The 12,511-nt window shown below is 70.0% G+C and carries 10 protein-coding genes, 2 rRNA genes, 1 pseudogene and 1 riboswitch; of the genes and pseudogenes, 12 read left to right on the top strand and 1 reads right to left on the bottom strand.

Annotated elements, in window-relative coordinates:
- From H297_RS0123910 to H297_RS38070, 12 genes and pseudogenes are all read left to right on the top strand, one after another.
- Window positions 1–282, top strand: a 23S ribosomal RNA gene (locus tag H297_RS0123910); the annotation flags it as partial.
- Window positions 283–375: 93 nt separating this feature from the next.
- Window positions 376–492, top strand: a 5S ribosomal RNA gene (gene rrf / locus H297_RS0123905).
- A 218-nt stretch (window positions 493–710) separates the two neighbouring features.
- Window positions 711–1,319 carry a cardiolipin synthase ClsA gene (gene clsA / locus H297_RS0123900; protein WP_027739123.1) on the top strand — a complete coding sequence of 203 codons (609 nt, stop codon included), beginning with the start codon at window positions 711–713 and terminating at the stop codon, window positions 1,317–1,319.
- A gap of 110 nt (window positions 1,320–1,429) precedes the next feature.
- Complete coding sequence (locus tag H297_RS0123895) at window positions 1,430–3,925, top strand: mannose-1-phosphate guanyltransferase (RefSeq protein ID WP_027739122.1); 2,496 nt, start codon at window positions 1,430–1,432, stop codon at window positions 3,923–3,925.
- Between the two features lie 167 nt (window positions 3,926–4,092).
- Window positions 4,093–4,992, top strand: coding sequence for a DUF881 domain-containing protein (locus H297_RS0123890; RefSeq protein ID WP_078514530.1), 900 nt, complete (start codon window positions 4,093–4,095; stop codon window positions 4,990–4,992).
- Window positions 4,989–5,321 carry a small basic family protein gene (locus H297_RS0123885; protein WP_016467540.1) on the top strand — a complete coding sequence of 111 codons (333 nt, stop codon included), beginning with the start codon at window positions 4,989–4,991 and terminating at the stop codon, window positions 5,319–5,321. Before H297_RS0123890 ends, H297_RS0123885 begins: the two co-directional genes overlap by 4 nt.
- Window positions 5,322–5,326: 5 nt before the next feature.
- A complete protein-coding gene (locus tag H297_RS0123880; RefSeq protein ID WP_027739120.1) occupies window positions 5,327–6,229 on the top strand; it encodes a DUF881 domain-containing protein in 903 nt (300 codons plus the stop codon).
- A 443-nt stretch (window positions 6,230–6,672) separates the two neighbouring features.
- The gene (locus H297_RS42040; protein WP_037795253.1) at window positions 6,673–7,200 is read left to right on the top strand and encodes an FHA domain-containing protein; all 528 of its coding nucleotides are present in this window, start codon (window positions 6,673–6,675) and stop codon (window positions 7,198–7,200) included.
- 18 nt (window positions 7,201–7,218) lie between these two features.
- Window positions 7,219–7,983, top strand: a complete 765-nt coding sequence (gene ftsR / locus H297_RS0123870) for a transcriptional regulator FtsR (protein ID WP_027739118.1) — start codon at window positions 7,219–7,221, stop codon at window positions 7,981–7,983.
- Between the two features lie 74 nt (window positions 7,984–8,057).
- Window positions 8,058–8,531, top strand: a complete 474-nt coding sequence (locus H297_RS0123865; protein WP_027739117.1) for a bifunctional nuclease family protein — start codon at window positions 8,058–8,060, stop codon at window positions 8,529–8,531.
- 168 nt (window positions 8,532–8,699) lie between these two features.
- Window positions 8,700–9,356: a MerR family transcriptional regulator gene (locus tag H297_RS0123860; RefSeq protein ID WP_486589642.1), complete on the top strand. Its 657-nt coding sequence runs from the start codon at window positions 8,700–8,702 to the stop codon at window positions 9,354–9,356.
- A 115-nt stretch (window positions 9,357–9,471) separates the two neighbouring features.
- A pseudogene (locus tag H297_RS38070) lies at window positions 9,472–11,034 on the top strand (DNA polymerase IV); the annotation flags it as partial.
- 752 nt (window positions 11,035–11,786) lie between these two features.
- On the opposite strand, the gene H297_RS0123850 reads toward H297_RS38070, so the two are convergent.
- The gene (locus tag H297_RS0123850; RefSeq protein ID WP_027739115.1) at window positions 11,787–12,161 is read right to left on the bottom strand and encodes a PRC-barrel domain-containing protein; all 375 of its coding nucleotides are present in this window, start codon (window positions 12,159–12,161) and stop codon (window positions 11,787–11,789) included.
- Between the two features lie 134 nt (window positions 12,162–12,295).
- A riboswitch (glycine riboswitch) is annotated at window positions 12,296–12,393 on the top strand.
- Window positions 12,394–12,511 lie beyond the last annotated feature (118 nt).

Here is a 12,511-nt window from a genome sequence, read left to right as displayed (position 1 = left end):
TGCGCGCGTTGGAGTCTTGAGAAGGGCTGTCCCTAGTACGAGAGGACCGGGACGGACGGACCTCTGGTGTGCCAGTTGTTCTGCCAAGGGCATGGCTGGTTGGCTACGTTCGGGAAGGATAACCGCTGAAAGCATCTAAGCGGGAAGCCTGCTTCGAGATGAGGACTCCCTCCCCCTGTGAGGGGTTAAGGCTCCCTGGAGATGACGGGGTTGATAGGCCGGATCTGGAAGCCCAGTAATGGGTGGAGGTGACCGGTACTAATAGGCCGAGGGCTTGTCCATAGAGGCTCGCGTCCACTGTGTGGGTTCTGAGACAACAACCCCGACACGATCATTCCCCTTCGCGGGGGGTGTGTGTTGGTGTGTGTTGTGTGTTTCGGTGGTCATAGCGTGAGGGAAACGCCCGGTTACATTCCGAACCCGGAAGCTAAGCCTTTCAGCGCCGATGGTACTGCATGCGGGAGCGTGTGGGAGAGTAGGACGCCGCCGAACTTTGTGTAGGGAAAGCCCCGTTGGCCCAGCCAACGGGGCTTTCCCTTTGCCATGCTTGCTGCTTTTTCCGTCTGACTGCCGGCTCCGGGTGTCCACGCCGTGTGCGCCCCCCGTCGTCGCACCTCACGCACCCTGAAGACCACCCCGTGCACGCTGGGTGAGCGGTGCCGGGTAGGGTCAGGGAGCATCGTCGGCACGCTCACACAGGAGGCTCACGGGTGGAGGTCCAGGAGACACGGGTCCAGACGGACCGGGTCCTCACCATCCCGAACATCCTCAGCATGGCTCGTCTGGTCGGCGTGCCGGTGTTCCTGTGGCTGATTCTGTGGCCCGAGTTCGGGGGACCCAACTGCGACCTGTGGGCCCTTCTCGTGCTTGCGGCAAGCGGAGTCAGCGATTACCTCGACGGCAAACTGGCCCGCCGGTGGAATCAGATCAGCAGCCTGGGACGTATTCTCGATCCGGCCGCCGACCGGTTGTACATCCTCTCGACGTTGGTGGGGCTCACCTGGCGGGAGATTCTGCCGCTGTGGCTGACCATCGCCTTGCTGGCGCGCGAGCTCCTGCTTCTCGTGATGGTGTGGGTACTGGACCGCCACGGCTACGCGCCGCCCCAGGTCAACTTTCTCGGCAAGGCCGCCACCTTCAACCTGATGTACGCCTTCCCGTTGCTGCTGCTCAGTGACGGAAGTAGTTGGGTTGCGTCACTCGCTGCGATTCTGGGATGGGCCTTCGCCGGTTGGGGTACTGCGCTCTACTGGTGGGCAGGGATCCTCTACGTGGTCCAGGTCCGCCGTCTGATCAGCGCGGATGCTGAAGCCGACTGAACACCCACCTCCTCCCCGGAGGTCGACCGCCCTGAAAATGCCTTTGTGGGTCATGCTGGGTGGGTGAGGGTCGGTATGACCGTCGTCTGTATGAGGAGGACGCTTCCGACATGAAGGCCGTCGTGATGGCTGGTGGGGAAGGCACACGCCTTCGCCCGATGACTGCGAGCATGCCCAAGCCGCTCCTGCCAGTGGTGAACAAGCCGATCATGGAGCACGTGCTCAAGCTGCTCAAGCGTCACGGGCTCACCGAGACCGTGGTGACCGTGCAATTCCTGGCTTCGCTGGTCAAGAATTACTTCGGTGACGGTGAAGAGCTCGGCATGGAGCTCACCTATGCCCACGAAGAGAAGCCACTCGGTACGGCGGGCAGCGTCAAGAACGCCGAGGAGGCGCTCAGGGACGACGCGTTCCTCGTCATCTCCGGTGACGCGCTCACGGACTTCGATCTGACGGACCTCATCCGTTTCCACCGGGAACGCGGTGCGATGGTGACCGTGTGTCTGACGCGGGTGCCGAATCCGCTGGAGTTCGGCATCACCATTGTGGACGAGGACGGAAAGGTCGACCGTTTCCTGGAGAAGCCCACCTGGGGGCAGGTTTTCTCCGACACGGTGAACACAGGCATCTATGTGATGGAGCCGGAGGTTTTCGACTACGTCGAGCCGGACGCGTCGGTCGACTGGTCGGGCGATGTCTTTCCGCGGCTCATGGAAGAGGGCAAGCCGATCTACGGCTATGTCGCCGAGGGCTACTGGGAGGATGTCGGCACCCACGAGAGCTACGTGCAGGCCCAGGCGGACGTCCTGGAGGGAAAGGTGGACGTCGAGCGGGACGGGTTCGAGCTGTCCCCCGGGGTCTGGGTGGCCGAGGGAGCCGAGGTGCATCCGGACGCCACGCTGCGCGGTCCGCTCTACATCGGCGACTACGCGAAGGTCGAGGCGGACGCCGAGGTGCGCGAGCACTCCGTCATCGGCTCGAACGTCGTCGTCAAGAGCGGCGCCTTCCTGCACCGGGCCGTGGTGCACGACAACGTCTACGTGGGGCCGCAGAGCAATCTGCGCGGCTGCGTCATCGGTAAGAACACCGACCTCATGCGGGCGTCGCGGATCGAGGACGGGGCCGTCGTCGGCGACGAGTGCTTCATCGGTGAGGAATCGATCGTCCAGGGGAACGTGCGGATCTACCCCTTCAAGACGATCGAGGCCGGCGCGTTCGTCAACACCTCCGTCATCTGGGAGTCGCGCGGCCAGGCACATCTGTTCGGTGCCCGGGGGGTGTCCGGGATCCTGAACGTGGAGATCACCCCGGAGCTGGCGGTACGGCTGGCGGGAGCGTACGCGACGACCCTGAAGAAGGGCTCCACGGTCTGTACCGCGCGTGACCACTCCCGGGGTGCCCGCGCGCTCAAGCGGGCCATCATCTCCGCACTCCAGGCCAGCGCCATCGACGTACGCGACCTGGAGAACGTGCCGCTTCCGGTGGCCCGCGAGCAGACGGCACGCGGCAGCGCCGGCGGCATCATGATCCGTACGACGACCGGCGTGCCGGACTCGGTCGACATCATGTTCTTCGACGAGCGCGGCGCCGACCTCTCCCAGGCCAAGCAGCGCAAGCTGGACCGGATGTACGCGCGGCAGGAGTACCGTCGCGCCTTCCCGGGCGAGATCGGGGACCTGAGTTTCCCCTCCAGCGTCTACGACTCCTACACCGGCTCGCTGCTGCGTGCCGTGGACACCACGGGGATCGCGGAGTCGGGGCTGAAGGTCGTCGTGGACGCCTCCAACGGCAGCGCCGGTCTGGTGCTGCCGAGCCTGCTGGGACGACTCGGGGTGGATGCTCTGACGATCAACCCGGGCCTGGACGAGGCACGTCCGACGGAGACGGCCGAGAGCCGACGGGCCGGCCTGGTGCGGCTGGGGGAGATCGTGGCCTCGGCGCGCGCGGCCTTCGGGGTGCGCTTCGACCCGGTGGGGGAGCGGATCTCCCTGGTGGACGAGCGTGGCCGGATCGTGGAGGACGACCGGGCGCTGCTGGTGATGCTCGACCTGGTGGCGGCGGAGCGGCGCAGCGGGCGGGTGGCGCTGCCGGTGACGACGACCCGTATCGCCGAGCAGGTCGCGGCCTATCACGGCACCCAGGTCGAATGGACGACGACCTCGCCCGACGATCTGACACGTGTCAGCCGGGACGAGGCGACCGTCTTCGGCGGTGACGGGCGGGGCGGGTTCATCGTCCCCGAGTTCAGCTCCGTCTTCGACGGCGCGGCCGCGTTCGTACGGCTGATCGGCCTGGTGGCGCGTACCCAGTTGACCCTCAGCCAGATCGACGCGCGCATTCCGCAGGCTCACGTCAGCAGGCGGGACCTGCCGACCCCGTGGGCCGTCAAGGGGCTGGTCATGCGGACCGTCGTGGAGGCGGCCGGGGACCGGTCGGTGGACACCACCGACGGGGTGCGGGTCGTGGAGTCCGACGGCCGCTGGGTGATGGTGCTGCCCGACCCGGCCGAGGCCGTCACGCATCTGTGGGCGGAAGGGCCCGACGAGACCTCGGCGCAGGAGCTGCTGGACGAGTGGGCCGCTGTCGTCGACAGTGCGGGGCACTGAACGGGCCCGGCGCACACAGCTGAGCCCGGTCGCGCGCGGCACGTGCGTCGCGCGCGACCGGGCACCGAGCGGCGGGGCCGGGCTCCGGATCAGGGCCAAGTCCCGCCGCACGGCGACGTGGTGGGTCCATTCGGCGGCACGGGCCTTCACGTGCGACGATGTGCGTCATGTCGCAGCAGCAGCCCACCCGGAGGACGCCGTCGCGTTTCCCGCGCCCCGACGCCTCCATGTCGCTGCTGACCAACGTGATGGAGCACAGCCTCGACGAGGGGTACGCGCAGGCCGCGGCCCGTCGGGGAGAGACGGGCCGCTCCCGCATGCCGCGTACCGTGCGCGCCAAACTCGGCCTGGCGGCGGGGCTGGTTCTCGCCGCGCTCGTGGTGACCGTCGGCGCGGCGCAGGCACGGATCTCCGCGCCGTCCATCGCGAAGGAGAAGCAGGAGCTCATCGAGCGGATCGAGTCGGGCGGGAAAGAAGCGGACGGGCTGCAGAAGGACGTCGACAAGCTGCGGTCCTCCGTGGAGGCCGAGCAGCGCGAGGCCCTGCAGAAGCACGGTGACGCACGGGGCAGGACCGCGGCGTTGCTGGCCGGGGCGACCCCCGCCCGGGGGCCGGGTCTCAAACTGGTGGTGGACGACGCGAAGGACAGCGGCTCGGGGGACGGCGACGGACCGCGTCACAGCGACGGGTTCTCCGACACGGGGCGTATCCGGGACCGCGATCTCCAGCGGGTCGTCAACGGCCTGTGGGCGGCGGGTGCCGAAGGTGTCTCGATCAACAATCAGCGGCTGACCTCGCGTTCCGCCATCCGCGCCGCGGGCGACGCCGTGCTGGTCGACAACAAGCCGCTGGTGCCGCCCTATACGCTGCTTGCCGTCGGGCCTGGCCAGAAGTTCAGCAGAACCTTCCAGGACAGCGTCGACGGGCAGTATCTGTACATCCTGCACAAGGACTACGGTGCGAGAACCAGCATCTCCGTCCAGGACGAGGTCCGGCTGCCGGCCGCGCCGAGTCTGAACCTGAGAACAGCGAAACCTGTGCGGACAGGGAAGGGCAGCACATCGTGATCGCCGTACTGGGCCTCGTCGTCGGAGTGGTGGCCGGACTCGTCGTCCGGCCCGTGGTGCCGATGGCGGTCGAGCCCTATCTGCCCATCGCCGTGGTCGCCGCGCTGGACGCGGTGTTCGGCGGGCTGCGGGCCATGCTGGACGGCATCTTCGACGACAAGGTCTTCGTCGTCTCCTTCCTCTCCAACGTGGTGGTGGCCGCGCTGATCGTCTTCCTGGGCGACAAGCTCGGAGTGGGCGCCCAGCTCTCCACCGGCGTGGTCGTGGTCCTGGGCATCCGGATCTTCTCCAACGCGGCCGCCATCCGTCGGCACGTGTTCCGGGCGTGAGGCCGATGAGCGACGACGGCACCACCTCGGGGCGGGAGCTGCCCCCGGAACGTCCCGGCCCCCAGCAACAGCCCGCACCCCGTGAGGGCGAACAGCCGGACCCTTCGAAACATCCTGCGGATCCCGGTTCGGCGGCACCCGAGGGGGCCGAGGACCCAGCAGCAGAGAAGGCACAGGACACGCCGAAGCTCGCCGGGCGGCAGCGGCTCGCCGAGGCGATGTGGCCGCCGCGGGTGACGCGCGCCCAACTCATCGTGGCGCTCCTGCTGTTCGTGCTCGGCCTGGGCCTGGCCATCCAGGTGCGCTCCACCAGCGAGAACAGCGCTCTGCGCGGGGCCCGCCAGGAGGATCTGGTGCGCATCCTGGACGAGCTGGACGACCGGACCAAGCGGCTGGAGGACGAGAAGCGGAAGCTGAGCGGGCAGCGCACCGAGCTGGAGAGCAGCTCGGACCAGGCGGAGGAGGCCCGTAAGCAGACGAGGGAGAAGGCGGCACAGCTGGGGGTGCTGGCCGGCACGGTGGCGGCCGAGGGACCGGGCATCCGGATGACGATCAACGACCGAGCGGGCACCACCGATTCGGACACGTTGCTGGACGCCGTGCAGGAGCTGCGGGCCGCGGGGGCCGAGGCGATGCAGGTCGACGGGGTGCGGGTGGTGGCGAGCAGTTATTTCACCGACCGCGACGGCGGGGTGAACGTGGACGGTCACCGGATCGACGCTCCGTACACGTTCGAGGTCATCGGGAAGCCGGCCGATCTCGAACCGGCCCTGAACATCCCCGGCGGAGTCGTGCAGACACTGAAGAACAAGCAGGCCACGGTGGAGGTGACCCGCTCGGGGAAGATCACTGTGGACGCCTTGCGAGAGGCGAAGCGGCCTGACTACGCTCGGTCGTCCTCGCGGTGAGATCGTGGGAAGAGTGTGGAGAAAGTTGCGGGGGGTCGGCGGGCCGGTCGGGCACCGCGTGAGGGAAACTGTCTACGGGTCACGGACGTTAGTCGGGCGTCGAGAGTGACCAATGAGAGCATCGAGGGTCTGTCCTGCCCCACGGGCGGGTCTGTTTCGTGCGAGGGGAATCGCCCGTGAGTTTTTTTGCGAAGTTGTTCGGCAAGAGTCGCCGGGGTGGCGGCACTGCGTCCGCGCGGCACCGTGCGCCCCGCGACACGGAGATGACCGGGACCATGCCGGAGGCCGGCGCCGAGCGTCCGCTCTTCCGCGACGAGGTGGCCGGTCCCGGGGGCGACAATTCGGGTGGTCACGGCGCGGTTTCTGTTGACCCCGGTACGCAGGGGCGCATAGGTTCCCAGGCACCGCAAACCTCAAATCCAGGTGGAGGTTCTGCTTTGCCGGTGTGTAACAGGTGTGGAGCCCGTGTCGCGGAAGCGAGCCGGTTCTGCTCCAACTGCGGCGCCCCCCTGCGAGGCGGCGCCCCCGCGGAGGGCTCGTCCGAGACGACGTCCACCATCTCGATCTCCGGGCTGGAGGCCTACGACTCGGAGTCGACGGGCCAGCACGCCTCACCGGTGCTCCCCCCTGAGGCGCAGGCTGCCGTGGACGCGCTGCCGACGGGCTCGGCCCTGCTGGTGGTGCGGCGCGGCCCGAACTCGGGCAGCCGCTTCCTGCTCGACGGCGAGCTGACCACCGCCGGTCGCCACCCGGAGAGCGACATCTTCCTCGACGACGTGACGGTCTCGCGTCGTCACGTGGAGTTCCGGCGCGGCCCCGACGGCGTCTTCACCGTCTCCGACGTCGGCAGCCTGAACGGCACCTACGTCAACCGTGAGCGGATGGAGTCGGGGGTGCCGCTGGCGAGCGGCGACGAGGTACAGATCGGCAAGTACCGGCTGGTCTTCTACGGGAGCCCGCGTACCGTCTGAGATCCCGCAGGGAGGCTCATGCTGCACACACCGTCCGGCGGTGCCCCGGTGGGCACCGCCGCCGGGGCCGTGGACCAGGAGAACGGGCCGATGAGCATCGGTGCCGTCCTCCAGGCCCTCCGTGCCGAGTTCCCCGAGGTCACCGTCTCCAAGATCCGTTTTCTGGAGGCGGAGGGGCTGGTGGAGCCGGCGCGCTCCCCGTCGGGGTACCGCAGGTTCGGTGCCGAGGACGTCGAGCGGCTCAGCTGCATCCTGCGGATGCAGCGGGACCACTATCTGCCGCTCAAGGTGATCAGGGAGCAGCTCGAAGGCGTCGGGCCGGATGTGCCCTTTCCCGGGGCTCCGGCCTCCGCGGAGGGGCTCCCGGTGCCGGGCGAGGGCTCTGCGGCGCCGGCTGGGGCAGCTGCGCTTCCGGCGGTGCGGATGAGCCGCGAGGAGCTGTTGGAGGCCACCGGAGCGGCAGCGGAGGAGCTGGCCGCCTGGGAGGAGTACGGGCTGCTCGGCGCCGACGAGGACGGTACGTACGGGCAGGCCGAGGTCACGGTGGCGCACGTGGTCGCCCGGCTGGGCCGGCACGGGCTGGAGGCGCGTCACCTGCGGGCGCTGAAGATCTGCGCGGAGGGGCAGCGGGCCCTCGCCGAGCAGCGTGTGGCACCCCTGCGGCGGCATCCGGACGCCCGGATCCGGAAGGACGCCGCGGGCACGGCCGAGGAGCTCGCGGCGCTCTCCGCGAGGCTCTACACGGCCTTCGTGCAGGCCGCTGCCGACACCGCTGGTGACTGAATCAGCACACCGACGCCGTCGCCGGACGGCTGCCCGACTACCCAAACAGGCGCGGCACGGCCTAGGGTTGCTGTGTGAATGAGCTCGACGTCGTGGGTGTCCGGGTGGAAATGCCCACCAACCAACCGATCGTGCTCCTGCGAGAAGTGGGAGGCGACCGCTACCTCCCCATCTGGATCGGCCCCGGGGAGGCGACCGCGATCGCCTTCGCCCAGCAGGGCATGACCCCCGCACGCCCACTCACCCATGACCTGTTCAAGGACGTCCTGGAAGCAGTGGGTCAGGAGCTGACCGCGGTCCGCATCGTGGATCTGCGGGAAGGCGTGTTCTATGCGGAGCTCGTCTTCGCCAGCGGTGTGGAAGTCAGCGCTCGACCGTCCGACGCCATAGCGCTGGCGCTGCGTACCGGTACGCCGATCTACGGCAGTGACGACGTGCTGGACGACGCGGGAATCGCGATCCCCGACGAGCAGGAGGACGAAGTGGAGAAGTTCCGCGAGTTCCTCGACCAGATCTCTCCGGAGGACTTCGGCACCAGCAGCCAGTGACGGGCAACCGGCCAGCATTTCCCGGAACGGGGACACGCGAAACCACCCTCTGGGGGATTATCACTCGCCGTGCCGAGTGTGGCGATCGTTGACGCACTCGGAGTGACTGCCTACCTTCATGTGGGCAGGTTCCGGGGGTGACCCGGGATGCGATGGACGGAGGTCGGCGTGGCAAGCACCGGCGGCGAAGGTACGGCGGCTGGCGACTCGTCCCTTTCCGACGGTCCGCCCCCGCCTCCTGGCCGGGAGGTCTCCCCAGGGCGGCCGTCCCCCGCACCACCCGGCGGTCTCCGGCCGGACGGTGCCCCCACCGCAGCCGCGGACTCCTCGGCGGAGCACGTCGGCTACCGCGGGCCGACGGCCTGCTCGGCGGCCGGCATCACCTACCGCCAGCTCGACTACTGGGCCCGCACCGGGCTGGTGGAGCCCAGCATCCGCCCCGCCTACGGCTCGGGCACCCAGCGGCTCTACGGCTTCCGCGACATCGTCGTACTCAAGATCGTCAAGCGCCTGCTGGACACCGGGGTCTCGCTGCAGAACATCCGGGCCGCCGTGCGGCACCTGCGCTCCCGAGGGCGCACGGATCTGGCCCGTATGACGCTCATGAGCGACGGGGCGACCGTCTACGAGTGCTCCTCGCCCGACGAGGTCGTCGATCTGCTCCAGGGCGGGCAGGGCGTCTTCGGCATCGCCGTCGGTGTTGTCTGGAAGGACGTCGAGGGCGCGCTCTCCCAGCTCCACGGCGAGCGCGTCGACACGGGGGAGACCCTGGTCAGGGACCACCCCGAGGACGAGCTGGCCCGTCGGCGCAACCGCGCCGGATAGCGGGCCCGGCGACGGGGGCGCGGGCGGTGCCCCGGAGCGTGCCGGGTGGCCCTGCTGCCCGCTTCGGACGGTTCGGGCGAGGGCGATGTCAGTGCCGTGAGGCAGCATCGGGAGGGTGAGGACCGAGCCGACCATCCTGCACCTGGACATGGATGCCTTCTTCGCCGCCGTGGAGCAGGCCTCCAAGCCCAGCCTGCGCCAGAAACCCGTGGTGGTCGGCGGGCTCGGGCCGCGTGGTGTGGTCTCCACCGCCTCGTACGAGGCCAGACGCTTCGGTGTGCACTCCGCGATGCCCACCGCTCAGGCCAGACGCCTGGCGCCGAACGCCGCCTACCTCGGTACCCGCTTCGGCCTCTACCGGGCGGTGAGCGAGGTGGTCATGGAACTGCTGCACGGCCTCTCGCCGCTGGTGGAGCCGCTGAGCCTCGACGAGGCGTTCGTGGACCTGGAGGCCGGGGAAGCGCTGGCAGGGACGCAGGGCGGCGCCGAGGGGGCGCGACAGGTCGGTGAGCAGTTGCGCCAGGACATCCGGGCGGCCACGGGTCTGAGCGGTTCGGTGGGACTGGCGGGTTCCAAGATGCTGGCGAAGATCGCCTCGGAACAGGCCAAACCGGACGGGCTGGTGCTGATCACCCCGGGCACCGAGCGCGAGCGGCTGGCTCCGATGTCGGTGCGGACGCTGCCCGGGGTGGGCCCGGCCACGGGTGAGACGCTGCGCAGGGCGGGGATCACCACCATCGGAGAGGCGGTCGAGGCGGGCGAGGACGAGTTGCTGCGGCTGCTCGGCAAGGCGCACGGCACCTCCCTGCACGCCATGGCCCACGGTGTCGACGACCGCCCCGTGGTCGCGGAGCGGGACGCGAAGTCCGTCTCGGTCGAGGACACCTACGACGTCGACCTGACCGACCGCACCCGCGTCCGGCTCGAACTGGAGCGGCTGGCGAGGCGCTGTGTCACGCGGCTGCGGGGCGCCGGGCGCTCGGGCCGCACCGTGGTGATCAAGGTGCGCAGCTACGACTTCTCGACGCTGACCAGGTCCGAGACGTTGCGCGGGCCCACCGACGACCCGGGCGTCGTCAAGGAAGCAGCGCTGCGGCTGCTGGACGGGGTGGACACCACGGCCGGGGTCCGGCTGCTGGGCGTGGGCGTCAGCGGGTTGGCCGACTTCACGCAGGAGGACCTCTTCGCCCAGGCCGAAGCTGCCCGGGCCGAAGCCGCCGAGGCGGCCAGGGCGGAGGCTGCCAGGGGCGAGGCCGAGCGGGCCGACGGTCGGCCGGGTGCGGCGGCGCGGAGCGAGGCGGCGGACCGTGATCCGGCAGCACGGCATGCGGCGGAGACGGACACCGAACACGACAGCGCGGTCGTCGAGGAACCGGGCGCCGCGGTGCCGGCGGACCGCCAGTGGATCCCCGGCCGGGACGTGCGCCATGCCGTGCACGGCAGGGGCTGGGTGCAGGGCAGCGGTGTCGGGAAGGTGACCGTCCGCTTCGAGGAGCCCGACACGCCGCCCGGACGAGTGCGCACCTTCTCCGTCGACGACTCCGCACTGGAGCCGGCCGAGCCGGTCATGCTCGACGCCCGCATCGCCACGGCGCTGGCCCGGCGGCCCGCACCGCCTGCCCGTGACCGGCCGATCACGGGCGGACGCCCCGCCGGGGACGGCCCTGCGGCGGGGGAGCGGTCGGCTACGGAAGACCGCTCCGCGGCTGGGGAGGGTCCCGCCATGGGGGATCGCAGCGTCGAGGGTGGCCGTCGAGCCAGCGGGGACGGCCCTGCGGCGGGGGAGCGGTCGGCTACGGAAGAGCGCCCTACTACGGAAGACCGCTCCGTGGCTGGGGAGCGTCCCGCCATGGGGGATCGCAGCGCCGAGGGTGACTGTCGAGCCAGCGGGGACGGCCCTGCGGCGGTGGACCGGTCGGCTGCGGGGGGCCGCCGAGCCGCGGAGGACTGCCCTGTCACGGGGGAGTGGCCGATCACGGGTGGCCGCCCCGCCAGGGGGGACGGCCCTGCGGCGGTGGAGCGGTCGGCTGCGGGGGGCCGCCGAGCCGCAAGGCACCCTGCTGCGGGAGAGCGCCCTGCCACGGAAGACCGCTCCGCGGCTGGGGAGGGTCCCGCCATGGGGGATCGCAGCGCCGAGGGTGGCCGTCGAGCCATGGGGGGCCCAGCCGTGGGGGGCCGCCCCGGCGCGGGGGAGCGGTCCGTCGTGGGGGGCCGTTCGACGACGGCGGGGGCCGGAGTACGTCCGGTGGGCGGGCAAGGATCCGGGCGGCCTTCGGTACCGGCGGGCCCGTCACCGGTTCGGGAGGGCCGACCCTCGGCGCCGACGGGGAGGGCGTCGGCGCCGGAGGGGCAGCACTCGGCGCCGGGACGGCGTCCGGGGGAGGAGCGGCCGTCCGGGGGAGGAGCGGGGCAAGTTGCGGGACCCGGGAGTCAGTCCTCCGCCCCGGCGATGCGGCCGAAGTCGCGGTCCGGGGGCGAGGTCTCGCCGGCGACGGGAACGTCGAGCCCGTAGTGGCGGTACAGCTGAAGCTCCTGCTGCGGTGACAGGTGGCGGCCGACACCGAAGTCCGGGGCGCCCTTGATCAGGTTCCGTTCGAAGGGCACCCGCAGACCCGCCTCGTCCAGCAGGGCGGGTTCCAGCGGTACGAACGCGTCGCGGCTGAAGAGTCCGGTGCGCAGGGCCGCCCACTCCGGTTCGCCGGTCGCGTCGTCCAGGTACACCTCGTCCACGGTGCCGATCTTGACTCCCTGGCTGTCGAAGGCCTTGCGCCCGATCAGGCTGCGTGGATCTATGTCGGTCTGCACGGGGCTCCTCCCACGGGGCGTGACGTGGTGGTCATGCTCGTACCCACTACGAAACGGTACTTTTCGGCCGTCGGCCACTTGAACACACTCCGGGTTACCGCTCACGGGGCGCTGATACGCTCGTTATCGGCTGTCGACCCCGTGCGGGAGAGCCCTCCGGTGAGCGCGCCGGAGGCGCCGAAGGAGCAACTCCTCCCCGGAATCTCTCAGGCTCACGTACCGCACGGACGAGGTCACTCTGGAAAGCAGGGCGGGCCCCGGACCAGCGCCGAAGCCCCTCCTCACCGACGGTGTAAGCCGAGCGCCCGGGAAGTGGGGGCGGATCGGTGAAACTCTCAGGTCGAGATGAC

This window comes from Streptomyces sp. CNT360, from assembly GCF_000424785.1.
The sequence above is the reverse complement of the archived record's forward strand: the minus strand, read 5'-3'. Positions and strand labels throughout refer to the sequence as shown.

Bases quoted from the DNA above. Each gene is read 5' to 3' on its own strand.
- H297_RS0123895 (WP_027739122.1), top strand. From the start codon at position 1,430: ATGAAGGCCGTCGTGATGGCTGGTGGGGAAGGCACACGCCTTCGCCCG.
- H297_RS0123890 (WP_078514530.1), top strand. From the start codon at position 4,093: ATGTCGCAGCAGCAGCCCACCCGGAGGACGCCGTCGCGTTTCCCGCGC.
- H297_RS0123880 (WP_027739120.1), top strand. From the start codon at position 5,327: ATGAGCGACGACGGCACCACCTCGGGGCGGGAGCTGCCCCCGGAACGT.
- ftsR (WP_027739118.1), top strand. From the start codon at position 7,219: ATGCTGCACACACCGTCCGGCGGTGCCCCGGTGGGCACCGCCGCCGGG.